The organism is Verrucomicrobiia bacterium (assembly GCA_036405135.1).
Lineage (GTDB): Bacteria > Verrucomicrobiota > Verrucomicrobiia > Limisphaerales > JAEYXS01 > JAEYXS01.
Genome location: DASWYF010000012.1, coordinates 1 through 22,658, shown reverse-complemented (window position 1 = coordinate 22,658; position 22,658 = coordinate 1). Strand labels below are relative to the sequence as shown.

The 22,658-nt window shown below is 55.4% G+C and carries 20 protein-coding genes and 1 tRNA gene; 10 read left to right on the top strand and 11 right to left on the bottom strand.

What is annotated here, in order from left to right; translation table 11 throughout:
* Positions 1-303 precede the first annotated feature (303 nt).
* Complete coding sequence (locus VGH19_05425) at positions 304-4,512, top strand: PAS domain S-box protein (protein ID HEY1170792.1); 4,209 nt, start codon at positions 304-306, stop codon at positions 4,510-4,512.
* An 11-nt stretch (positions 4,513-4,523) separates the two neighbouring features.
* Here the strand turns inward: VGH19_05425 and VGH19_05420 are convergent, their stop codons facing one another.
* The gene (locus tag VGH19_05420) at positions 4,524-5,612 is read right to left on the bottom strand and encodes a hypothetical protein (protein ID HEY1170791.1); all 1,089 of its coding nucleotides are present in this window, start codon (positions 5,610-5,612) and stop codon (positions 4,524-4,526) included.
* 366 nt (positions 5,613-5,978) lie between these two features.
* Between VGH19_05420 and VGH19_05415 the strand changes: the two genes are divergently transcribed.
* The 3 genes from VGH19_05415 to VGH19_05405 all read left to right on the top strand — a co-directional run bounded on the left by VGH19_05415 (position 5,979) and on the right by VGH19_05405 (position 9,232).
* Positions 5,979-7,541, top strand: coding sequence for an alpha-L-arabinofuranosidase (locus VGH19_05415; protein ID HEY1170790.1), 1,563 nt, complete (start codon positions 5,979-5,981; stop codon positions 7,539-7,541).
* Positions 7,542-7,620: 79 nt separating this feature from the next.
* Positions 7,621-8,046: an OsmC family protein gene (locus VGH19_05410; GenBank protein HEY1170789.1), complete on the top strand. Its 426-nt coding sequence runs from the start codon at positions 7,621-7,623 to the stop codon at positions 8,044-8,046.
* A gap of 202 nt (positions 8,047-8,248) precedes the next feature.
* Positions 8,249-9,232 carry a hypothetical protein gene (locus VGH19_05405; protein ID HEY1170788.1) on the top strand — a complete coding sequence of 328 codons (984 nt, stop codon included), beginning with the start codon at positions 8,249-8,251 and terminating at the stop codon, positions 9,230-9,232.
* Between the two features lie 78 nt (positions 9,233-9,310).
* Here VGH19_05405 and VGH19_05400 read toward each other — a convergent pair whose 3' ends face one another.
* The gene (locus tag VGH19_05400) at positions 9,311-10,492 is read right to left on the bottom strand and encodes a helix-hairpin-helix domain-containing protein (GenBank protein ID HEY1170787.1); all 1,182 of its coding nucleotides are present in this window, start codon (positions 10,490-10,492) and stop codon (positions 9,311-9,313) included.
* Positions 10,493-10,770: 278 nt separating this feature from the next.
* On the opposite strand from VGH19_05400, the gene VGH19_05395 reads away from it, so the two are divergent.
* Complete coding sequence (locus tag VGH19_05395) at positions 10,771-11,412, top strand: hypothetical protein (protein ID HEY1170786.1); 642 nt, start codon at positions 10,771-10,773, stop codon at positions 11,410-11,412.
* Between the two features lie 128 nt (positions 11,413-11,540).
* Positions 11,541-12,284 carry a hypothetical protein gene (locus VGH19_05390; GenBank protein HEY1170785.1) on the top strand — a complete coding sequence of 248 codons (744 nt, stop codon included), beginning with the start codon at positions 11,541-11,543 and terminating at the stop codon, positions 12,282-12,284.
* A gap of 30 nt (positions 12,285-12,314) precedes the next feature.
* Here the strand turns inward: VGH19_05390 and VGH19_05385 are convergent.
* Positions 12,315-12,390, bottom strand: a tRNA-Val gene (locus VGH19_05385).
* Between the two features lie 109 nt (positions 12,391-12,499).
* On the opposite strand from VGH19_05385, the gene VGH19_05380 reads away from it, so the two are divergent.
* Positions 12,500-12,997: a PTS sugar transporter subunit IIA gene (locus tag VGH19_05380; protein HEY1170784.1), complete on the top strand. Its 498-nt coding sequence runs from the start codon at positions 12,500-12,502 to the stop codon at positions 12,995-12,997.
* 85 nt (positions 12,998-13,082) lie between these two features.
* Here VGH19_05380 and trmL read toward each other — a convergent pair whose 3' ends face one another.
* Genes trmL through VGH19_05345 form a run of 7 tightly spaced genes read right to left on the bottom strand, consistent with a single transcriptional unit; the run spans position 13,083 to position 19,212 of the window.
* Positions 13,083-13,547: a tRNA (uridine(34)/cytosine(34)/5-carboxymethylaminomethyluridine(34)-2'-O)-methyltransferase TrmL gene (trmL, locus tag VGH19_05375; protein HEY1170783.1), complete on the bottom strand. Its 465-nt coding sequence runs from the start codon at positions 13,545-13,547 to the stop codon at positions 13,083-13,085.
* A 1-nt stretch (position 13,548) separates the two neighbouring features.
* Positions 13,549-14,388, bottom strand: a complete 840-nt coding sequence (gene truA / locus VGH19_05370; protein HEY1170782.1) for a tRNA pseudouridine(38-40) synthase TruA — start codon at positions 14,386-14,388, stop codon at positions 13,549-13,551.
* A 6-nt stretch (positions 14,389-14,394) separates the two neighbouring features.
* Complete coding sequence (ruvX, locus tag VGH19_05365) at positions 14,395-14,814, bottom strand: Holliday junction resolvase RuvX (GenBank protein HEY1170781.1); 420 nt, start codon at positions 14,812-14,814, stop codon at positions 14,395-14,397.
* A gap of 7 nt (positions 14,815-14,821) precedes the next feature.
* Positions 14,822-16,108: a glutamate-1-semialdehyde 2,1-aminomutase gene (gene hemL / locus VGH19_05360; GenBank protein ID HEY1170780.1), complete on the bottom strand. Its 1,287-nt coding sequence runs from the start codon at positions 16,106-16,108 to the stop codon at positions 14,822-14,824.
* Positions 16,109-16,155: 47 nt separating this feature from the next.
* Positions 16,156-17,022, bottom strand: a complete 867-nt coding sequence (locus tag VGH19_05355; protein ID HEY1170779.1) for a LamG domain-containing protein — start codon at positions 17,020-17,022, stop codon at positions 16,156-16,158.
* A 2-nt stretch (positions 17,023-17,024) separates the two neighbouring features.
* Positions 17,025-18,662 carry an NAD+ synthase gene (locus tag VGH19_05350; protein ID HEY1170778.1) on the bottom strand — a complete coding sequence of 546 codons (1,638 nt, stop codon included), beginning with the start codon at positions 18,660-18,662 and terminating at the stop codon, positions 17,025-17,027.
* 22 nt (positions 18,663-18,684) lie between these two features.
* Positions 18,685-19,212: a DUF192 domain-containing protein gene (locus VGH19_05345; GenBank protein ID HEY1170777.1), complete on the bottom strand. Its 528-nt coding sequence runs from the start codon at positions 19,210-19,212 to the stop codon at positions 18,685-18,687.
* Positions 19,213-19,300: 88 nt separating this feature from the next.
* Between VGH19_05345 and VGH19_05340 the strand changes: the two genes are divergently transcribed.
* Positions 19,301-20,374, top strand: coding sequence for a glycosyl hydrolase (locus VGH19_05340; protein ID HEY1170776.1), 1,074 nt, complete (start codon positions 19,301-19,303; stop codon positions 20,372-20,374).
* Between the two features lie 96 nt (positions 20,375-20,470).
* Here the strand turns inward: VGH19_05340 and VGH19_05335 are convergent, their stop codons facing one another.
* Positions 20,471-21,247 carry a hypothetical protein gene (locus VGH19_05335; GenBank protein ID HEY1170775.1) on the bottom strand — a complete coding sequence of 259 codons (777 nt, stop codon included), beginning with the start codon at positions 21,245-21,247 and terminating at the stop codon, positions 20,471-20,473.
* Positions 21,248-21,444: 197 nt separating this feature from the next.
* Between VGH19_05335 and VGH19_05330 the strand changes: the two genes are divergently transcribed.
* Together VGH19_05330 and VGH19_05325 are read left to right on the top strand one after the other, a co-directional pair.
* Complete coding sequence (locus VGH19_05330) at positions 21,445-21,774, top strand: hypothetical protein (protein HEY1170774.1); 330 nt, start codon at positions 21,445-21,447, stop codon at positions 21,772-21,774.
* Between the two features lie 62 nt (positions 21,775-21,836).
* The gene (locus VGH19_05325) at positions 21,837-22,520 is read left to right on the top strand and encodes a DUF4253 domain-containing protein (GenBank protein HEY1170773.1); all 684 of its coding nucleotides are present in this window, start codon (positions 21,837-21,839) and stop codon (positions 22,518-22,520) included.
* Positions 22,521-22,658: the final 138 nt, after the last annotated feature.

Here is a 22,658-nt window from a genome sequence, read left to right as displayed (position 1 = left end):
TGGAGGGGGTATCCTCGATGGCATAGTCTGCCATCCGAGCAGACCACCCCGTGCGCCATGGCGGGATCTGCCTCAACGCGTCTTGACACTCTGATTCCTCTATCTCTGCAGGCCCCGTTTTAAGTGCTACAAGCCCCGGAAATCCCTAAAGTTTTCCCCTCTGCCCTCCGATAAGGCCGATTGGCACCAGAAACCCATGCCAGACGCTTTCAAATGGCAAAGATAGAAAACAATAATTCATTCCAACCCGCACTTAACGCTCGCCATGACACAGATACGCGGAGAGAATCTTTTCCATCCCGTATGAAAGCGCCCGGACTGCCCAAGAACGAGGTCCGCCGACTCGAAGCACTGCGCCAATACGACCTGCTGGATACCCTTCCAGAACAGGCCTTGGACGACCTTACAACCCTCACCGCCCAAATCTGCGGCACACCCACATGCCTGATCTCCCTCGTCGATGAAAACCGTCAATGGTTCAAATCCAAAGTGGGCTTGTCCATCAGCCAGACACCTCGTGACATTTCCTTCTGCGCCCACGCGATCATGCAATCCGATCTCTTCATCGTCCCTGATGCCACCAAAGACGATCGTTTTGCCGACAACCCTCTCGTCGCCGATGGTCTGCGCTTTTACGCAGGCACCCCATTGCTCACTCCAAACGGAGAAGCACTCGGCGCCCTGTGCATCATGGATCGCGTCCCCCGCCAAATAACCTCCCAGCAGCAAAACGCCCTCCGCATCATCGGCCGTCAAGTGATGACCCAGTTGGAACTCCGACGTCAGACCCGTGAACTCGCCGAAAGCGAGACCCGTCTCCACATCGTCACAGAGAATGCCCGCGTCGGCCTCTTCATGGTTGATCGCGACCATCGCTACCTCTACGCCAACAAAAACTACGCTGAGATCGTCCAGCGTCCGCTGGATGAGATCATCGGTCATAACTTGCAGGAGGTTCTCTCAGACATTTACCTCAGCCACGTTCGTCCCTGCATGGATCGCGCCTTCTCGGGGGAGCATGTCTCCTTTGAAGCCGTCCGCAATTTCTCCTCCGGCACCAGATATTATTCCGCCATTTACGAACCTCGTATCACCGAAGGCGCCGCAACCCTCGTCGTAGGCGTCATCACTGACATCACCGAACGCAAACGGGCCGAAGCCGCCACCGAGCAGCAGCGAAACGAACTCCAGATCATCTTGGATGCCGTTCCTGCGTTCGTATTTTACAAGGACCGTGAGAGCCGCTTTATTCGCGTCAACAACGGGTTCGCCCGCCTCTTTGAAGCGCCACCCGAAACGCTTGTCGGCAAAACTGCCACGGAGATGGGCGACCCGTCCGGGGAGCAGTTCCGCCGCGACGACTTGCGCGTGATGACCTCGGGGGAACCTCTCCGGAATATTGAAGAGATGATTCACCTGGCCACCGGCTCCCGCTGGTTGCTCACGGACAAGATTCCGCATCGCGACTCCCGTGGACAGATCACGGGTGTCATCGGCTTTGCGGTAGACATCACAGAACGCAAGTCTGTCGAAGAGGCTCTGCAACGCAGCCAGGCAGACCTGCAACTCGCCCTGCAAGCCGCCCGTCTCGGTCGTTGGAACTGGGACATCATCAACGAACAGATCACCTGGTCTCCGGAATGTCTGGCCATTTACGGCCTGCCCGCCAATGCCCAAGTAGATTACCCGCAGTTCCTGAAAACCCTTCACCCGGATGATCGCTCCCGGATTGATGCGGCCCTCAACCGGGCCGTTTGGGAGCGCGGTGATTACGATGAGGAAAAACGCGTCATCTGGCCAGATGGCTCGCTTCACTGGACCGCCTCACGCGGTCGCGTTTACTGCAATGCCGCCGGCGAACCTGTCCGCATGACCGGTGTCACTTTTGATATCACCTCGCATAAAGAATCTGAAGCCGCCTTGCGTGAAGCATTGGAACGTTTCGAAACCGTCGCCCGCGCCACCAATGATGCCGTCTGGGACTGGAACCTGACCACCAATGAAGTCTGGTGGAATGATGGCTTTCAAGTCCTGTTCGGCTATCTGCCGGGTGAAACCGATCGTCACGTCAGCACGTGGGTCAAACTTCTTCATCCGGATGAACGCGAGAAGATAGTCGGTGGTGCCCAGGCTGCGATCAATAATGGCGAAAACATCTGGATATCTGAATATCGTTTCCGCCGCAAAGATGGCTCCTACTCTCACGTCCTGGATCGGGGCTACATCATACGCGATGGAGCTGGCAAGCCGATTCGCATGATCGGCGCCATGCAGGACATCAGTGAGCGCAAGCGCGCGGAAGTCGCCGCCAATCGTCTGGCAGCCATAGTGGAGTTTTCCGAAGATGCCATCATCAGCAAAGACCTTGATGGCATCATCACCACTTGGAACCGCGGCGCAGAGAAGGTTTTCGGATATTCTTCTCATGAGATGGTTGGTGCGCCCATCTCACGGCTCATCCCCGAAGATCGTGGTGAGGAGGAGCATTATATGCTTAACCAGATCAGGGATGGAAAAAGCGTCGAACACTTTGAAACCCTGCGTAAGACGAAGGATGGTCGCCTGCTCAACATCTCCGTCACCGCCTCCCCCATCAAGGACGCTGACGGGAAAATCATCGGCGCATCGAAAGTCGCCCGTGACATCACGGCCCGGAAGCAGGCTGAAGAACGCGCCCTTTGGCTCTCCACATTCCCTGAACGCAATCCCAACTCCGTTTTGGAAATCGATCTCTCCTCGGGTACATTCAACTATTTGAATCCGGCCACCCTCGAATACTTTCCTGATATCGGAGCACATAAGCTCCACCATCCTCTCGTCGCCGGTTTGGCCGGGCTCGCTCCCAATTTGCTCAAACAAAAGGCGATCCGCCGGGAGGTGATCTTCGGCGACAAGTGCTTCGCTCAAAGCATAACCAGCCTGGAAAACACCAGCCGCATCAGAGTCTACAGCATCGACATCAGCGACCGGAGAAAGGCGGAACTTTCTCTCCGCGAAAGCGAAGAACGTTTCCGTCAGCTGGCGGAAAACATCAACGAAGTTTTCTGGATCACCGATCCGGCAAAAAAACAGATCCTTTATGTCAGCCCTGCTTACAAAAAAATTTGGGGCCGCACTTGTGAAAGCCTTTATGAATCCCCCAGAACCTGGCTCGAAGCCATCTGCCCCGACGATCGCGAACGCGTGCTTCAAGCCGCCCTCCATAGACAGGCCTCCGGTGAATACGATGAGACTTACCGGATTACCCGGCCTGATGGTTCATTGCGCTGGATCCACGACCGCGCCTTCCCCATAAGCGACGCCTCCGGCCACGTTCACCGCATCGTCGGCACCGCCGAGGACATCAGCAATCGTCGCCTGCTAGAAGAACAAGTCAGACAATCTCAGAAGTTGGAAGCCATAGGCCAGCTCGCCGGGGGCGTCGCCCATGATTTCAACAACATCCTCGCCGCCATCATCATGCAGGTGGACCTCATGGATTCCCCTGAAAAACTTCCGCCCGATGTCGTGGAAGGGCTGGATGAGATCAAAGCCTCCGCACACCGCGCCGCCAATCTCACCCGCCAGCTGCTGCTGTTCAGCCGCAAGCAAGTCATGCTCAGCCACGATCTCGATCTTAATGAGACCGTCACTAACATAGCCAAGATGCTCACCCGCATCATCGGCGAAGACATAAGCCTGCAGTTCAATCTCCACCAGAGACCGCTCACCATCCATGCGGATGCTGGCATGCTCGACCAGGTGCTCATGAACCTCGTCGTCAACGCACGCGATGCCATGCCTTCCGGAGGCCGCATCTCGGTGGAGCTGTCGGAAAAGAAAGTGACACCGGAACTGGCTGCCACCTTGCCTGACACTGCGCCGGGACTATACGCATGCCTGCGTGTCAGCGATTCTGGCGCCGGCATCTCCACAGACAATCTCGCTCATATTTTCGAACCCTTCTTCACCACCAAAGCACACGGCAAAGGCACCGGTCTCGGCTTGGCCACGGTGTTTGGCATCGTGAAACAACACAACGGATCTATTTTCGTGAAGAGCGAGTCCGGAATCGGCACCACCTTCGAGATCCTGTTTCCTCTCGTCAGCACCTTGGAAAATGTGAAGCCCGGTCCCGTGACCCGCACCCAATCAGAAGGCGGCTCCGAAACCATTCTGCTGGTGGAAGACGACCACAGCCTGCGCACGTTGAGCCGTATCGTGCTGCAAAAAGCGGGCTACCGGGTCCTCGAAGCCTCCGATGGCATCGAAGCACTGTCGATCTGGGAAACCGATCAGGGCAGCATCCAGCTTCTTCTCACCGATCTCGTCATGCCACGCGGCATCAATGGGCGCGAACTCGCAAATCGTATACAGTCTTCAAACCCCAAACTTCCCGTAGTCTTCACCAGCGGCTACAGCGCAGATGTCGCCGGTCGTGAACTCATCTTGGAAGAAGGCCAGAATTTCATCCAAAAACCCTCCTCTCCCCATATACTGCTCTCGACCATAAGACGAAGCCTGAAGCGTTGAGTGCCGCCCTGCTACTTCTCCGGCAATAAAAACAACCGCGCCTCGCTCGCTCCAAATGACAGCTGCAACCCTTCCAGTTCCGGACTGTCGTCATCCACCACATTTTCCCGCCCCGTCACCTTGCTGATCTCTTTCACACTGTCCCTCCCCACATCAAACTCCACCATCGGCCATGCTGTGTAACTGTGATTGTGATTCACTATCAACACAGCCCGCCTTCCATCGGCATGCTGAAACATGCCAATGATGAACTCGCTATGCGGATCGCTGCCCACCTTGGCCAGATTCTTGATCGGGGCATTCTTCAAGACAGTCATCGGTTCTTTGCCCGTGTTCACCCGATACACGCCTGTGCTCGTCAACTGCATCAACGTCGGCCCCCAATTTTTCAACTCCGCATTGATTCTGCGCGCTTCATGATAATGCCGGGTCTGCATCCCCTCCGCTGTGATGATCGCCCCGCCCTTCGGAAACTCCCCTGCTCCGTTCGCGCCTTTCCCCGGCGTCCAATAGCAGAAATACAAAACCCCTTTCGCTCCATAGGCCAGCGAGGCATTGATCTGCCAGCGGATCTGCGCCTCAGTCGGGTCTATCCGGTCATTGAACGGCATCGAATAAAAATAATTCCAGAACGGGATGCCCGCTTTCAGCGAATACTTCCGCATCGTCTCCAAGTTCGCACAATACGCGTCACGCGTATCGCGATCTGGCCGCATCGTCGGATAATGATCCATCGAGAGCACTTCCGGCTTCACCATCTCCACAAACTTCGCTACATGCTCATCATAGGTCGGCGTGCCAAGCTGGCCGGCTGAGGCATAATTCGGAAATAGATTCACATAACCAAACCTCCCCGACCTCTGCTGCCTAATCTCCTCTGCACGTTTTGCCAATCCCGAAAACTCTGCTGCATTTGGCTCATCCTTCAGCATGTATCCCCAACATGCTTCGCTCTGTGGCAATTTATCCGGCGTCGCACCACTCCGCACAACCGCCCGCAAATCAAACTTCTCACACAGCTTGAGCTGCTCCTCTGCCGTCGTGCCCGCTGTGCCAATCACTACCGTGAAGTTCGCCTCCGCGATTTCTTTATACCTCATCTCCAAATTCTCCGAAGTATGCGGCGGCCACCAGAACCCTATGGCGAAACGGTCCTGCACAAACCGCTGCTGTGCTCTCGATGAGATGGAAAACATCACCAAACCGCACAACATCAAAGCAAAACGGCCAAACCATGAATGAGGGAACATGCCGCCATTCTCATAAACAGTCCTCCCAATATCAAGCCGGACGACGAAGCACGCGATCCGTGCTGCCGGCTTCTAGCCGGCAGTCCCAACGCCCTCGATGTAGCACATGTTCGCCAGTCTCGCTCGTCCATTCAGGTGGATATTCCCACCCTCCCAGTGGACCGCTCGCATGGACACTTTCCACTCATTCTGTTTCTATCCTCTCATTCCAACACCATGAAACGCCGCCAATTCCTCTCTCGCGTCTCTGCTGCCACAGCCGGAGCCTTTGCCGTTTCCCAATTCAGCGCCCTCGCCCAAGCACAGGCAGCTCAAGCCGCCAGCTCCGGCAGTGCCATCACGATTGATCCCCAGCCGCAGTTCGAGATCTCGCCACATCTCTACATGCAGTTCATGGAACCGCTCGGCGTCACCGATTCCTCCGTGGAAGCCTCCTGGGATTACAACAAGGACGATTGGCGCAAAGACTTCATCGACACCACCAAAGACCTCGCCCCCGGCATGATGAGATTCGGCGGTCTGCTCAGCCGCTACTACAAATGGCGCGAAGGCATCGGCCCCGCCGATAAACGCCCGCTCTATCGCAACTACGTCTGGGGCGGCAAAGAGACACACCGCGTCGGCACGCACGAATTCGTGGACTTCTGCCGCCGCGTGAATACCGAGCCGATGTATTGCGTGAACTTTCTCGGCGATGGCGAGAAACGTTACTTCAATACACCTGAAGGCAATCGCACCGGTGATGCCGATGAAGCCGCCGACTGGGTTAGCTACACGAACGATCCCGACCACGCCGAGCGCAAAGCCAATGGCTCCGCTGCCCCCTTCAATCTCAAATATTGGCAGATCGGCAACGAAACTTCCTACGGCAACGCCTGCTTCAAGAAAGACGAAGCCATCACCCACACCATCGCCTTCGCCAAAGCCATGCGTGAACGCGATAAATCCCTCAAGCTGATCGGCTGGGGCGATAACGGCTGGGCGAGCGATCTCGTAGACCGTGCTGGCGAACACATCGACTACGTCGCCGTCCACATGATGGGCCAATCACCAGTGGGTCGCGACACCGTGCTTATCGGCAATCGTTACCAAGCCGAACCCGAACGCGCCTGGAACGAGTTGATGAACCTCATCGCCACGCGTATCGAAACGAAACTCACCGGCTTGGAAGAAGCCCTCGCTAAGCGTAACTCCAAACACGGCATCGCCATCACGGAAGGCCATCTCAGCCTGCAACCGCACAACGCGAATCCCATCCTCACCGAATGGCTCACCGGCGTTTACCACGCCCGCGTGATGAATCTCTATCAGCGCCACGGCAACACCGTGAAGATCGCCACCGGCGCAGACTATAATGGCAACCGCTGGACTACGAACGCCGTCATTCACCAAGTCCCCGGCGGTGCCAGCTATCTCCTTCCCATCGGTGCCGTCATGCGCCTCTTCAAACGCCACAACGGCACTCACGGCGTCACGGTGAAATCCGCGCCCTCAAATCTCGACCTCGCCGTCAGCCGCGCTGGAAACAAATTCTTCCTCCACGTCGCGAACATGAATTACTCCGGCGCCACGGAAGCGACCTTCGCCATCAACGGCTTCACCGTGACGGCTGGCAAAGTATTCGAGATCGCCCCGGAAAATCCCCGCCACGAAGTCAGCCCGCAGAACCCAGATGCGTTCAAACCAAAAGAACACGCCCTGCCTGCTGGCGAAGCGATGAAATGGCGCTTCCCTGCTCGCTCAGTCAGCGTCGTGGAACTAGATTGTCACGCAGCGTAACTTGAGCTTGCCCCATTTCAGCACTACTATCCCCGACACGGCACAAATCCACATCTGACAAAAAACTGAAAGAACCATCATGAAACGCAAAGCATCCGTCGTCTGGAAAGGCAGTCTCAAGGAAGGAAAAGGCACCATCTCCACCGAAAGCGGCGTCCTGAAAGACACTCAGTATTCCTTCGGCACCCGTTTCGAAAACGGCATCGGCACCAACCCGGAAGAACTCATCGCCGCCGCTCACGCAGGCTGTTTCTCCATGGCCTTCTCCGCAGAACTAGGCAAAGCTGGCTTCACCCCAGACTCCATCGAGACCACTGCCACCGTCGTCATGGATAAAACAGATGCCGGTCCCACGGTGACCGAATCTCAACTCGTGATGACCGCCAAGATTCCCGGCATCGACCAGGAAAAATTCAACACTATCGCCAACGGCGCCAAAGCCGGCTGCCCCATCTCCCGCCTCCTCAACGCCAAGATCACCTTGGACGCCAAGCTGATCAGCTAATCGTTAAAAATTCTCTTCATTTGCTCGATGGCAGGTTGTGCATAATCACAACCTGCCATTTCCATTTTTAGACATTGGTCATTTCTTCATTCCTTCGTCATTCAGATTTGGTCATTCGTCATTTGTTCCCTTCTCCGTTGACAGACTCCCCCATCTGTTGTCCCGTAGTCCTCGAACCCTTTTGAAACGAACGAACAGCGCTATGCGTAAATCCATTGCCGTACTCTGTACCTTTGCCGCCCTTCTCACCCATTCCTACGCCGCCGAATACAAGATCGTGCCCGATTGGCTGAAACTGCCCGAAAGCCGTTCCGCTCTCGGCAACATGCATGGCGATATCGCCGTCAGCTCCAAAGGCGACATCTACGTCAGCACCATGGACCCGAAAGCGGGTGTTCAAGTTTACGCTGCCGATGGCAAATACATTCGCACACTCCCCGATGCCCCCGCTGACTTTCACGGCTTCGTGATCCACAAAGATAAAGACGGCGAATTCCTCTACGGCCCGCGCCTCAGCGGCCAGAACATCGTGAAGCTCACGCTGGAAGGCAAAGAAGTCCTGAACATTCCCGCCTCCGCCATTCCTGATCAATACAAGGTGAAGCCCAAAGGTAAGGACGGCAAAGAAGGCGCCCCCGTCGTCCGCCTCACCGGCATGGACGTCGCCCCGAATGGCGACCTCTACGTGACCGATGGCTACTCCAGCGATTACGTCCACGTCTTTGATAAAACCGGCAAATACCTCAGATCATTCGGCGGCAAACAGGCACCCTACAGTTTCAAAACCCTGCACAAAATCGCCATCGATACCCGGTTCACGCCTGCCCGCATTATCGCCTGTGACCGCGCGAACATGCGCGTCGTTCACATGTCACTAGACGGCGAATTCCTCGGCGTTGTCGCCACCGATCTGTTGCTGCCCGCCGCTATCACTGTACAAGGTGATTACGCTCTCGTCGGTGAACTCAAAGGCCAGGTCACAGTGCTGGATAAGGCAGGCAAAGTCGTCGCCAAGCTCGGCACCAACACCAATGCCGATCAAGTGGGCAAGAACGCGGTGGAACCCGCCAAATGGGTCACCGGCACCGTCACCGCTCCTCACGGCGTCGCCTTCGATGCCAAGGGGAACATCTACGTGGCCGAATACAACATCACTGGCCGCGTTCATCGCTTCGATAAGCAATAAGTTTTAGATAGCTTAAAAGCAAAAGGGCCGGTTGCCTCAAGCAACCGGCCCTTTCAGTTTCAATTAAACCAGTTCAATTCACAGACGCAGATAGTCGCGAACCTTCGCCAGCAACTTCGCTCCCATGCCAGTAACCCGGGTGAGATCATCCAGATTCTTGAACGGACGCGCCTTCACGATGCCCTTCGCCAACTTCGCGGTCATGCCCTTCACCGTCGCCAGTTCGCTCTCGGTAGCAGTATTCACCGATACCTTGCCATCATTCACCACCTGAACCGCAGCGGCCTTGGCCGGAGCTTCGGCTGTCACCGTCTTGGCTGACGCTGTTGGAGCCACCGCCTTGATTTCCGCTTTTTTCAGTTCGGCTGCCTTAGGCTGCTCAACACTCATGGCCGCTGGAGCCGGAGTTTTCGCAGGCGTAGCAGCAGGAGTCGATGCTTTCACTACCGGTGCCACCGCTTTCGGCGCAGCCGTAGCAGCAACAGGTGCCACCGGCGCGATCGTCACCGGTTGACTGAAGTTCACAAAATCACGTGTCACAAAACCCGCCGCCGTCCACTCACGCAGCATCAGCACATAATGCCAGACACCCGCCGGCGGAGCCGTGAACGTCAGATCAAATTCACGCAATGTGGACTCCGCCTGACCAGCCACTTGTCCGATCGTCGCCCCAGCCAATGCCACACCTTCAAAAGCACCACCAACATAAGGCATATTCAACGCCCACAACTCGATGGACAACGTGCCACTGACATTCCCCGCGCAACGCGGATTATAAATACTGTCCACGCTCAAGAGAACGCGGTCATTCTCCACACGATAAGTCGTATTCCCGCGGATCTGCGGCTGTTGGAATTGCTGACGGCGCGAATAGACCGAGAAGCTGTGCACTTCGTCATAGCGACCGTTGTTACCAGCCACCAACACCAGCACCATGGCGTAATCAGCTTGGCCTGCGAGCTGATTTGCCGCCGCTTGGACCTCAAAGCTCTCGACCTCATCCGCAATCTCACCGATCGGCGGCAAGGCAGCCTGCGCCACCAGATGCCCCGTCAGATCAGTCACCGAAGACGGTACTTGCGGGCAAGCCCAGAGCTGCAATGCCCAATTACGTGTGTGGGCCGCCTGGTCCAACACCGCGAACATGGCGTGCAAAGCGACCGTGTCCCCTTCAAAGCGATATCCGTGATTCGCTCCCAAAATGGCCACCGAATAGCCCGTTTGACGGGCGGAAATTTTCTCGAACAATGTGTTATTCATAAAAATCCATTTAAGCATCTGGTGCCATTCCTGAACAAGTCCTCTAGCGCAACACATAATGAATTCTATTCACTAATATTTAAATATTTATACATCTTATAAAATCTTACGCCTCGTGATTTCAAAGGATATTGCAAGAGTCTTGGGTGCAAATTTCATGGAAAAAGCCCATAAATAGAGCCATTTAGCAGGCATTTCGATACTGTTTAATCCATTGATGATCAGCCACTTTCACCATTTCGCATCAGCTGGCACATCCCTTGCATTTCAATTTGCATATGAAAACTATGATATACGCTCTTGCCTTGGCCGGTATCTGCGCAGCTTCCTCAGCATACGCTGGCCATGATGCAGACTGCAAAAAGCCGCACGGCAAAGTCTCAGTCGTGACATCCGAAATGATCTCCGTCGATGACAAGCCCTACAAAGTTGGCAAAAGCACCCACGTCTACAAAGGCGACGTAAGAGCAAAAATTACCGACATAAAAGTCGGCGATACCGTCTGCCTCGACGACCGCGGCAAAGACGACGTAGGCGGCGGTGAGATCGCAGCCGTGGCTATCATCGCTCCCGCCACCACGCCCGCCGTCGCGGTGAAGGAGCAAACCATCGTCCGTGAGAAGACCTCATTCCACGATAAAAACTGCCCGCACACCCACGCCCGCGTCGGTCAGGTAAATGAAACAACCCTCATCGTAAACGGAGAACCCATCGCCATCGGTGAACATCTTATCGTTCGCAAAGGGGATCAAGTCGTGAAGGTGCAGACCTTGAAGGCCGGGGACATTGTTTGCCTTCATGACGAAAACAAAGTGGGTGTGAAGGAAAAGATCACCACCGTCATGGTTCTCGACCCGTCCGAATCCTATCTCGTGCCCGAGAGCAAAACGATCGAGCGCGAACGCATCGAGCTTCGCTGATTTAAATCCAACCAACCAAACCGACCCGAAACGCGCTTCAGCAATGAAGCGCGTTTTTTGTATCTGTTCTTGCTGCCGTGGATCGGCAGAGTGACAATGCATCAGTTCAAATCCTAAAGCTGGCAACCATGAAACTGATCGCTTCCCTGTTACTCGCAACCACCTTTGCCGTGCATGCCGAAGTCAAAGTCGCCGTCGGAGACATCTCCGACAACCGCTCTACCGGCAAGGCTTTCACCGGATTAAGCGTAGAATTGAAAGTTTCCGGTGTAGAAATGGCCGAATGCAAAGCAATGCGGGTTGTGCTCAAGGACGCCAAGGACGATGCAGGAAACGCCATCCCGACCCGAAAGAATTCTTTCAACGACAGCACATTCAAAGCTCCACAAAAGACATTTGGCGGCTTCAAAAGAGAAGGCCCACAAGAGTATCAACTCAAGCTGGACTTGGAGAATCCAGCACGCTCTGCCAAAAGCCTGACTGTAGACGCGGCAGTGGAATTGCTCATACCATCCAAAGATCCCAACGCGGTCATCACAGCAAACGTAGCGACTGAAGCAGGAAAACCCTTGGCCCATGAAGCCTTGAAAACTGCTGGTGTGACCATCATGTTGCAAGAATCCAAAGATGACAAAGCGAGCTACACAATAGTCGATCCCAGGAGCAAGGTCGCCAATGTCGAATTCTGCTCTGCTGATGGCAAGCCGCTTGAGACAAGTGGCCGCTTTTCCAGCGGCTTCAATGGCTCAAAAAGCGTCACCATCAATCTGCGGGCCAAGGCTCCTGCAGGCATGCAAGCGAAGATCTATCTCCAGACGGACAAATCCATCCTCACCATTCCAGTGAAGCTGACATCGGTCGCGTTGCCTTAATATGGTTAGATAGGAAAAAGAAGGAGAAGATGGTGGGCGCTGAGGGACTCGAACCCCCGACCAAATGCGTGTAAGGCATCTGCGCTAGCCACTGCGCCAAGCGCCCGACCGCCGCAGACCCTAATGCACCACCCCGCCCCTTGGCAACGGGAACTTTGCCCCAAATCCAACTTTGAACTTTGCTCTTTGGACTTTGAACCTATCCTTTTCCCATCATGAGCGACATTCCGGCACCTGAATGGTTTTTGTCCGACCTCCTGACCCCGGCCACCATGCAATTGCAACTGCGTGGCACGAACCGCGATGCCGTTCTGTCTGAACTCATTGATCACATTCCCAGCATCGCTGGCCAGCCTGCCGCGAAGCAAACTCTGTTGCGCGCCTTGCAAGAGCGTGAAGAATTGCATTCCACCGGCATCGGTGACGGCATTGCTCTTCCTCATGCGCGTAACGCTCTCGTTGGCATGGTGGATCGCGCCGTGATCGTCTTTGGCCGTCATCCCGCAGGCGTCCACTACGGTGCCGATGACCGTCTGCCTGCCAAAGTTTTCTTCCTCCTCGTCGCTACGAATGTAAGCGAACATCTGCGCATCCTCGCCCGCATCAGCCGCCTTCTTCGCGCGCCCAAGCTGCGTCAAGAGCTGATCAAAGCAGATAAATCAGATGCAGTGCTGAAACTCCTCCGTGACGCAGAGCTAGGGATGAATCGGTAAATTCTTCAGCTACGGATGAAACACAGATTTTCACAGATAGAGAAAGCAATCCTTTCATCTGTGTGATTCCGTGTTTAGTCCGTAGCTAAACCTCTCCCTTAAACCCTTGCTGACGCAGTGCTTCGAATAATACGAGCGCAGCACAGTTCGAGAGATTCAGTGAACGCGATTCCGTGTTAAACATCGGTATCCGCAGCCATCGTTCTTTGTTTTCTTCGATCAACTGCTTTGGCAACCCCGCCGTCTCGCGTCCTAGCACGATGTAGTCATCCGCCTGATACTGCACCTCAGCGTAATGTTTCGGACCATCCGATTCGATAAACCAGAAACGCGCATCGGCCGGCTGAGCAGCAACGAATTCCGCCCAGTTCTTCCAACGTTTCCAATTCACCTGCTGCCAGTAATCCATCCCGGCGCGCTTAAGCTGCTTATCATCCAATTGAAAACCGAATGGTTCGATGAGATGCAGCCGTGTCTTCGTAGCCGCACATAGGCGCGCCACATTACCCGTATTCGGCGGAATTTCCGGCTGTAGCAAAACGATGTTCATCTTATTCGTCGAGGTCCTCTTCCCCCGGTTTCTTTGCCTTGAATCCCTTTTTGTAAAACACCTTCCACAGCACCAACCCATGCGCCGGAGCCGTCATCCCTGCTACGCGACGATCCTTTGCTGCCAAGATATTCTTCACATCCGTCACCGCGATCTTCCCCTGCCCTAACTGCACCAGTGTACCCGCGATGCCGCGACACATCTTGTAGAGAAACCCATCGCCCTCGATGATGAATGTGAGCAACGACCCCTTCTTCTGGATATCACACCGATGCATCGTCCGCACCGTATTCTCCATCGCATAATCGCGATTCGCCGCGAAGGATTTAAAATCATGTTTGCCGATAAACAGCTTCGCCGCCTCACGCATCGCCGCAATGTCTAACCCCTTCGGCACATGCCACGCCTGGGTGCGCAGCAGTGGATTCATCGCACTATGATTCCACACATAATAGCGATACTGCTTCCCGCACGCATTGAACCGCGCATGAAAATCTGCTGCCGCCTTCTGCACGGACATGATGCGCACGTCCGCTGGCAGATGCGCGTTCAGCGCCAGCATCACCTTGCGTACTGGCATCTTCAACTCGGTCTTGGGAATCTCCACATGCGCCACCATGCCGATGGCATGCACGCCTGTGTCTGTGCGACTGGAACTGTGCAATCTTTTGGGCGTAGGAAATATCTTCGCCAGCGCCTCCTCCACCCGTTGCTGCACGCCCAGACCGATCTTCTGAATCTGCCAGCCCGCGTAGTTCGCGCCATCATAGGCGATCACCAGCTTCAGCTTGGTGACCGTCTTGGGATCTACTGGCTCCCGCGCTGGCTTGGCCGCAGTCATGCGTGATTAGAGACCGCCACCGCTGGAATCCAGAAAGCTTTGCAGGAGAATCGCCGCTGCCATCTTGTCCACCTGCTCCTTGCGCTTCTCGCCGCGCACCTTGTTCTCACGCAAAATCTTGTTCGCCTGCACCGACGTCAGGCGTTCATCCCAAGCCCGCACCGGAATGGGCGTCGCATCCTTCAACGCCGCCACAAACACCTGCACCTTCATTGCCGCCGGACCGTAGCTGCCATCCATATTACGCGGCATCCCCACGAGGATCATCTCCACTTCCTTCTCACGGATGATTTCTTTCAAGCGCACTAAGAAATCCGCGAACGGGTCCGCCGGGATGAACTCCAGCGGATGCGCGAGCATCTTCAGTTCATCGCTAACTGCCACACCGATGCGCACCGTGCCATGATCTAAAGCCAAAATTCGCATAGAGAGATTAAATGGATTTCAACACCTTCGTCGCAGTTTGCACCGTCTTCTCGATATCCTCCGTCGAATGCGCCGTAGAGATAAAGCCCGCCTCGAACTGAGACGGGGCCAGATACACACCTGCATCCAACATGGCGTGGAAGAATTTGTTGAACTTCTGTCGGTCACTCGTCATCGCATCCGCGAGGTTATACACCGGCTTGTCTGTGAAATAGCCGCAGAACATGGAGCCAATGCGTTTGAACTCCACCGGAATATTAGCCGACTTCGCCGCCGACTTCATGCCCGTCTCGAGTTGCTGCCCGAGCTTCTCCAAATGCTCGTAAGCCTTACCATCCGCCAGTGCATCCAGTGCCGCGATACCCGCTGCCATCGCCAGCGGATTACCACTCAGCGTGCCCGCCTGATAAACCGGCCCCAACGGTGCGAGATAATCCATGATGTCCGCGCGACCACCGAACGCACCCACCGGCAAACCGCCGCCGATGATCTTGCCGAAGCAGGACAAGTCCGGCGTAAGTCCAAAAATCTTTTGCGCACCACCGAGCGAAAGACGGAAGCCCGTCATCACTTCGTCATAGATGAACACCGTGCCATTATCTTTGCACAGTTTAGTGATAAGCTCGTAGTAACCCGGCTTAGGCAGATACAAGCCCGCATTCGCCGGAACGCCTTCCACAATCACACACGCTATCTCCTTTCCATTCGCCGCAAACGCCGCCTTGATCGCTTCCTCATCATTGTAGGGCAGCACGATGGTATGCTTCGCGAAATCTGCTGGCACACCCGCGCTGTCCGGATTGCCGAACGTCAATGCACCCGAACCCGCTTTCACCAACAGCGAATCGCCGTGGCCGTGATAGCAGCCGTCGAACTTGATGATCTTGTCGCGCTTCGTGAAGCCGCGCGCCAGGCGGATCGCACTCATGCACGCTTCTGTGCCGGAGCTGCACATGCGCACCTTCTGCACGCTTGGCACCGCTTCCGTCACGCGCTTGGCCATCACCAGCTCGAGCGGATTTGGAATGCCGAAACTCGTCCCCCGTTCGGCCGTTTGTTGCACAGCCTTGATGATCGGCGGAAAGGCATGTCCATGGATCGCCGGGCCCCAAGTGCCCACGTAGTCGATGTATTCGTTGCCATCCACATCCCAGACGCGCGCGCCTTTCGCACGATCTACGAAGAAGGGCTTGCCGCCCACGGCACGAAAGGCCCGCACCGGTGAGTTCACCCCGCCGGGGATGTACCGCAACGACTCATCAAACAACGCTTCCGACTTCGCTCGTGAAATCATGGTGAAAAGAAATTAACTGAACACATCGAATGGCGCAAAGCCCGTTCTTACTTCCTCGATGGCAATGTCTTCGCCGCCAACATCCCCATCTCTTCATCCGTCAAAGCCCGGTCAAACACCGCCAGCCCAGCCATTAAACCGCTGAACCGGTTATTGTTCTCAATACCGGCCACGTGGTTTGCCCCCACAGTGAAATCCGCCCCTTTCGCTCCACCATCGAAGATGCCTTCCTTATACGGAAAAGGATTCGAGTTTTCCCATGCATCCAGTTTGCCATCCAGATACATGCGGATGAATTGGGCATCATACGTCAGCGCGATCATATGCCACTCCTTCATGCTTACTTCCGAGCCACTGCTCGCGTAGCTGATCCAGAATTTCTCACCCGGTGAAGCGCCGCCAGAACTGGAGATATGCCCATGAATACGATTCTGCGTCAGTACCCGTTTCATGATGGAAGCATCTGTGCGCGTGCGTGCATTCAGGAACAGCATGTATTGCCGCGCAGAATGCGTTTCATCCCACACACCCGCGATGGATTGCCAGAAATTCGTCCCTTCGCGCTTCACCCACGCGATGACCGTCACCTGAGCCTTCGGCCCGTGGATGTTCAAGGGGCCAAGTTTCTCACGCGGGATGCGAAGCCATTGACCCGGCTTAAGTTTGAGTGAATGCGGGCCGAACAAGCCTTCCTCGGCTCGGCCAACGCCTTCCTTGCCCTCCATCAGGTCCGCTTTGAACGGTCCTTGGGCTTTACGTGAACCACTGGCCTCTTGGAAATCCCAGAAGCTCACCAGCCCTTTCATCTCCAAAACACTCTGCGTGGCAGATGATACCTCCGCCGCCTGAACCGCCCCTCCGAGCATCAGCAACGCCAATGCCCAGAGCCACGATTTCACAAAACTGCGCGCCATGCTCACCACTCCCGATAGCGTTGCGCGATGGGCACACGACGACCGACACCGAACGCCTTCGTCGTCACTTTCAGGCCCGGTGCCGCCTGGCGACGCTTGTATTCGTTCAGATCGATGAGCCGCACCACGAAGCGCACCACATCTTCCGCGAAACCGCTCGCGATGATCTCCGCCTGAGATTTCTGATGCACAACGTAAGCTTCGAGAATCGCATCCAACACTTCGTACGGTGGCAACGAATCCTGATCCGTCTGATCCGGGCGCAATTCCGCCGACGGCGGCTTGGTGATGGAATCGCGCGGGATGATCTCCTTCTCGCGATTGATCCATTCCGAGACACGATAAACCATCGTCTTCGGCACATCACTGATCACTGCCAGACCGCCACACATATCGCCGTAAAGCGTGCAATAGCCCACCGCCAACTCGCTCTTATTACCCGTGGTCAGCAACAACGAGCCGAACTTGTTCGACATGGCCATGAGGATCACACCGCGCAACCGCGCCTGCATGTTCTCCTCTGTCGTGTCTTCCGGCCGCCCGGCGAAGACATCCTTCATCTGCTTCTGCACGGCATCGAAGGGTTCTTTGATCGTGACGATGTCGTATTGGATGCCCAAGTTCTCCGCGAGCTTCCGCGCATCGTCCAAAGAGCCTTGCGAAGAATACTGCGAAGGCAGCGAAAGCCCGCGCACGTTCTCCTTGCCGAGGGCTTCTACCGCGATGCACGCTACCAGCGCCGAATCGATACCACCGCTCAAGCCCAGCACGGCAGATTTGAAACCGCACTTGTGGATGTAATCCCGCAAGCCCAGTGAGAGAGCCTTAAAGATCTTTTCCTCATCCGCATAGTCGCGTGCCTCGACCGGTTGCGTCTTCTCCAGATCCACCAGCAGAAAATCCTCCGCGAATAACACCCCTTGCGTAAGCCTCTCACCCGCCGCGTTGAACACCAGGCTGCCACCATCGAACACTAGTTCGTCATTACCGCCCACCGAGTTGCAATAGATGAGCGGACGCTTCGACTTCACCGCCATGCTCTTCAACATCTCATGGCGCGTGCGATTCTTACCGATATGCCACGGCGAGGCCGACACGTTGAAGATGATCTCAGCACCTTCCGCCACGAGGTCATTCACCGGATTACGCTGATACCGGCGATCATGCCAGAAATCCTCGTCATTCCAGATATCCTCGCAAACCGTCAGCGCGATCTTGCGGCCATTGAATTCCACGACGTGATTCTCCTTGGCCGGTTCGAAATAACGGTCTTCGTCAAAAACATCGTACGTCGGCAGCAACGTCTTGTTGCGTGTGGCAAGGATTTTACCATTCTGGCAGAGCGCCACGGAATTCGTTGCCTCACGACCGGGCCGCACTTCATTGCGATCTACAAAACCGACGATCAAACCCACTTTGCCTGTAGCTTGCGCAAGACGTTCCAGAGCGGAGAGATTGCGATCAATGAAGCCATGCTTCAGCAGCAGATCACGCGGCGGATAGCCTGTAATGGCCAATTCCGGCAGCACCACGACATCCGCGCCCGCCTCCACGCCGCGCTTATACGCCGCGAGGATTTTTTGCTCGTTGTCCGCGATCCATCCGACCGTTGTATTGATCTGTGCCAGCGCTACTTTCATTCGTATTCGCTTTCGTGATCTCTTACCGGTTGGTCTTCAGCACCTTGACCAGCGGCCCGTGTTCTGAAACTACCAACGCGCCAGGTTTGACCCCGTTTTTCTCAAACCAGCCCTGCGGCGTCTCCAGCACATACTGCACCTGATCGCTGGTCGCCCTCACCGAATCTTCGTTCAACGGCATCAGTTTGTGAATCTCTAAAATCACCCCTCGCGAATCGATATAAGCCGCATCCAAAGGCACCGTCGTGTTCCTCATCCAGAACGACGCCTGATGTGCCACCGGAAACACGAAGATCATGGCCTCATTGTCCGCCATCTTCTCCCGGAACATCATGCCCATCTGTCTCGTACGGTCGTCAGCGGCTATTTCCGTGATCATCTCTTTACCACCCACATCCAGCTTGATCGTCGGCAACTTGGCCTGCGGCGTGCCCTTTGGCTTGGCCGGCGCATTCGTCACCACCGGAGGAGCCGAGGTGGCGCTCGGACGGCAACCAAAACTGCCCGTGAGCAATGCCGTCGTCAAAAACAGGACCGCAAAACGCTTCATGTGCGGCCAAGGGTGGCAAGATTCTGGCCATTTTCAATCTTGAGATGCAAAGCACCTGAACTTTAACTGTCCCCGCTTTTATCAACCCATGAAACTTTTGCCATCGCTCCTTGTCGCGTTTGCGACTGCCATCTCCCTCCATGCCGCCGAACCGGCCAAGACCAATTCCATCCCTATGGGCGTCTATCGCGGCGTCAATGAAACCGAAAAGACCGATGCCTTCAGCCAATGGACCGGCACGCCCGTCTGGGGTCAGGACTTCATCGGTTGGGAAGCTTGGAGCAATATCGCCTGGCCAGTCTGGTGGTTGGAGAAATGGTCCAAGTGGGTCCATGCGCAACCTGGCCGCCGCTTCGTCTTCGCCGTACCCATGCTCGCTGGCCCCAATGACGGCAGCGGTCCAGTGAAGGGCGATCACGGCGTAGGTCAGCCTGTCTCATTGGAGAAAGGCGCGGCCGGTGCTTATAACGAATATTACAAAGTGCTCGCCGAGAACCTCGTGAAGCACAAGCTGGCAGACACCATCCTGCGCCCCGGCTGGGAGTTTAACGGCAACTGGTATCCGTGGATGGCCAAGGGCAAGGAAGCCGCCTTCGCCGAATACTGGCGCCAGATCGTGAAGACCATGCGCGCCGTTCCCGGTACGGAGAACCTGAAGTTCTGCTGGAACCCCACCCTGCGACTCGAACAATTCCCCTCCGAGAAAGCCTGGCCCGGTGCGGAATACGTCGATTTCATCGGCCTCGATGTCTACGACGAGTCATGGCAGGAAGGCAGTTACAACTGGCCCGCTGGCACTTCTGCCGCCGAGATTGAAGCCCGCCAGCGCAAGGTCTGGGAAAAGGAGATTTACGGTGGCGACCACGGCCTCGCCTTCTGGGTCAAATTCGCCAAGGAACAAAAACGTCCTCTAGCCATCTGCGAATGGGGCGTTAAGAGACGTCCTACTGGTCACGGCGGCACGGACAACCCTTACTTCGTTGAGCAGATGCATCGCTTCATGAACGATCCGCAGAACAACGTTGGTTTCCACTGTTACTTCGACTTCAACTGCGAACCGCCGGACGGCCATCACCAGCTCTCACCCGACGCTAAGGGCGGCTACGAATTCCCCCGCTCTTCCGCGAAGTTCCTCGAACTCTTCGGGAACAAGAAGAAATGATTTAAACCGCACTAGCTTTTCATGAGGGGCAAACGTCCGCGTTTGCCCCTTGTGCTTTTCCTAACTCGAAACCCAAAACAATAAACACGAAACCTTCTAGTCGACAGGAAAGAAATTGGGACACGCCTCCACATACCTGATCTCTCCACGCAATTTTAACGTCCCTCGACGCGGCTCCAGCCCAATGTCTTGCGTGAGAATAAACCCCTCCAGTTCCCCTCGCTCACAACACCGTGCGATCACAGCATCCGCCGGCAGAATCCCCTCGCCCGTCTTCACCGTGCTGAGCTGGATGCACAAGTGCGCCTCGTTCCCGAATGTCCGCGCCCAAGCCGTCACCCGGGCGATGACCTCATCCTGATTCTTCGCTTCATCTACCTTTGTCAGTTTCCGTTCATCACCTTCGTGCCAATACACGAACAGCGGAAGCTGATCCTCCGCCAGCCATTCCCCTGCCGCCTTGAAAACGGCCATCACCGCCTCCTGCATCTCTTCGCTGATGCTGGGTTCGGGTGCCGTCTCCTCGGTTTTCTTTCCGCCCCATGAACTTTCCGGGAACTCTGAAAACACCACAGGTATCTCGATGGGTGGTTCCGTTTTCGTCACGATGTGTGTGATCTTCTGCATCTCCCGCGTCGGCTCCAACTCGCACACCACTTGGACGAAGAAATCTCCGGGTAACGCCCCGGAGCACGTTTCCGCCAGTTGCCCATCCATCACGGCATCACGATACCGCAGCAGTTTTTTTCGGAGAAGTTCCAGCCGTGCTTGAGGCTCCTTCGTCACCCCTTCATCCGTGATGATCAGCCCATAGCGGCCATCAGCCCCACGTTGCGTGATCATGTCGATGCTGTCCGTCTCTTCTAAAGGCATGAGATTAAAGTTCCAACGATTGCTCTTCGCCGCAATGGCAATCTGAAGACTCGCAAACACCATTCTCAACTTAATGAAAATGAGTATTTACCCTATCTCCCTATAGGGCCATTCCATCTCAAATCGTAGGCACACACACAATAGTCCAAACTGTGGTGAACTGCTGAGATGTTTTCGTAAATCTTTCAAATCCTACAATGAACACTCCACTGACACTCGAAAAGATCAGCGTCCTGAAGGAACAACTCGATCACGACTACCACGGCTGGCCGGTCGAGTTCGATGGACAAAAAAACACGGCACTTTCTCTTCTGGAACATATCGCCGGGGAGGAGCATCTTTCACCAGATTCCACCCGCATCATGGACCAACTCAAACGCTCGGTGGAAGACTTCTATAATCCGCTCCTGAGCCGGGGCTGGACATTCCAATTTGCCATAAAAGACCTGGAAAAGCTGGAGGTATCCCTAGTCAAGGGAGAATCGGACACCTCCTATCTTCGCCGCCTGAAAAGCATCCTGAGTTAAATACGGGGCATTGCCACACCGTCACAACTTGCTCAGGCAGGAAAATGCATCTACGTTCTTCCATGGCCGAACCAGATTTTCCATTTCCATTGAAGTCGGTGGCCGGGGATGTCGCTGAGAGCATGCTTCTCAAGATGCGCGGTGATCTTCAGGCCAAGTGCCTGATCCCAGTTATCTTGGGCGATAAGGAAAGTGTGTCTGACCTCAGTGAAATCGCTACCCATAACCAGATCAATTTCGATGAATTTGCCCGTTCCGCCAGCACCGTACTGCCCGAAGACTGGCTCGCAGGACGCGTGAAAGAAGAACCCGACTGCTACCCCTCTTTATCGACTTCCAAAAAAGGCAAATCATCCCCCGAACCCATGATGCGCCTCTCCGTCGGTTTTCAATCCAATGGCAAACCCGTGCCCGAAGTGTTCATCGCCCAACTCCCCGGCCCTGAATTCTGGATGCTCCCCCTACACTTGCGCATCGGCTCGTGGAACTGCTGTCCCGAACCCTTCGGACACGCCTTGATGGCCCGCTACTGGGAAGGTCGCTTCGGAGCACGCTTGGCTGTCATCACTGCGGACACGATCGAGTTCACAGTTGATCATCCGCCAGCCACCGATGAATCCTGCGCACAACTTGCTCGCGAGCAATACATCTATTGCCCTGACATTGTGGATCAAGATGTCGGTTCGCTCGCAGCGCTTGCCGAATGTCTAAAAAACTCACGCACCTGGTATTTCCGGTGGAACTAGAGCGTTTTAAATAAAGTTATAGCCGTTCTGCGGGAAGTTTGGCAGAGTTGGGGGATGAAACGGCCCATTTCGCTGGATTTACGGCAACGGATTCTGGTTTCTTATGATCAGGACGAAGGGACCCGCGAGGAAATCGCC

Coding starts and splice junctions, on each gene's coding strand:
- VGH19_05425 (HEY1170792.1), top strand. CDS start 304: ATGAAAGCGCCCGGACTGCCCAAGAACGAGGTCCGCCGACTCGAAGCA.
- VGH19_05420 (HEY1170791.1), bottom strand. CDS start 5,612: ATGAGGTATAAAGAAATCGCGGAGGCGAACTTCACGGTAGTGATTGGC.
- VGH19_05415 (HEY1170790.1), top strand. CDS start 5,979: ATGAAACGCCGCCAATTCCTCTCTCGCGTCTCTGCTGCCACAGCCGGA.
- VGH19_05410 (HEY1170789.1), top strand. CDS start 7,621: ATGAAACGCAAAGCATCCGTCGTCTGGAAAGGCAGTCTCAAGGAAGGA.
- VGH19_05405 (HEY1170788.1), top strand. CDS start 8,249: ATGCGTAAATCCATTGCCGTACTCTGTACCTTTGCCGCCCTTCTCACC.
- VGH19_05400 (HEY1170787.1), bottom strand. CDS start 10,492: ATGAATAACACATTGTTCGAGAAAATTTCCGCCCGTCAAACGGGCTAT.
- VGH19_05395 (HEY1170786.1), top strand. CDS start 10,771: ATGAAAACTATGATATACGCTCTTGCCTTGGCCGGTATCTGCGCAGCT.
- VGH19_05390 (HEY1170785.1), top strand. CDS start 11,541: ATGAAACTGATCGCTTCCCTGTTACTCGCAACCACCTTTGCCGTGCAT.
- VGH19_05380 (HEY1170784.1), top strand. CDS start 12,500: ATGAGCGACATTCCGGCACCTGAATGGTTTTTGTCCGACCTCCTGACC.
- trmL (HEY1170783.1), bottom strand. CDS start 13,547: ATGAACATCGTTTTGCTACAGCCGGAAATTCCGCCGAATACGGGTAAT.
- truA (HEY1170782.1), bottom strand. CDS start 14,388: ATGACTGCGGCCAAGCCAGCGCGGGAGCCAGTAGATCCCAAGACGGTC.
- ruvX (HEY1170781.1), bottom strand. CDS start 14,814: ATGCGAATTTTGGCTTTAGATCATGGCACGGTGCGCATCGGTGTGGCA.
- hemL (HEY1170780.1), bottom strand. CDS start 16,108: ATGATTTCACGAGCGAAGTCGGAAGCGTTGTTTGATGAGTCGTTGCGG.
- VGH19_05355 (HEY1170779.1), bottom strand. CDS start 17,022: ATGGCGCGCAGTTTTGTGAAATCGTGGCTCTGGGCATTGGCGTTGCTG.
- VGH19_05350 (HEY1170778.1), bottom strand. CDS start 18,662: ATGAAAGTAGCGCTGGCACAGATCAATACAACGGTCGGATGGATCGCG.
- VGH19_05345 (HEY1170777.1), bottom strand. CDS start 19,212: ATGAAGCGTTTTGCGGTCCTGTTTTTGACGACGGCATTGCTCACGGGC.
- VGH19_05340 (HEY1170776.1), top strand. CDS start 19,301: ATGAAACTTTTGCCATCGCTCCTTGTCGCGTTTGCGACTGCCATCTCC.
- VGH19_05335 (HEY1170775.1), bottom strand. CDS start 21,247: ATGCCTTTAGAAGAGACGGACAGCATCGACATGATCACGCAACGTGGG.
- VGH19_05330 (HEY1170774.1), top strand. CDS start 21,445: ATGAACACTCCACTGACACTCGAAAAGATCAGCGTCCTGAAGGAACAA.
- VGH19_05325 (HEY1170773.1), top strand. CDS start 21,837: ATGGCCGAACCAGATTTTCCATTTCCATTGAAGTCGGTGGCCGGGGAT.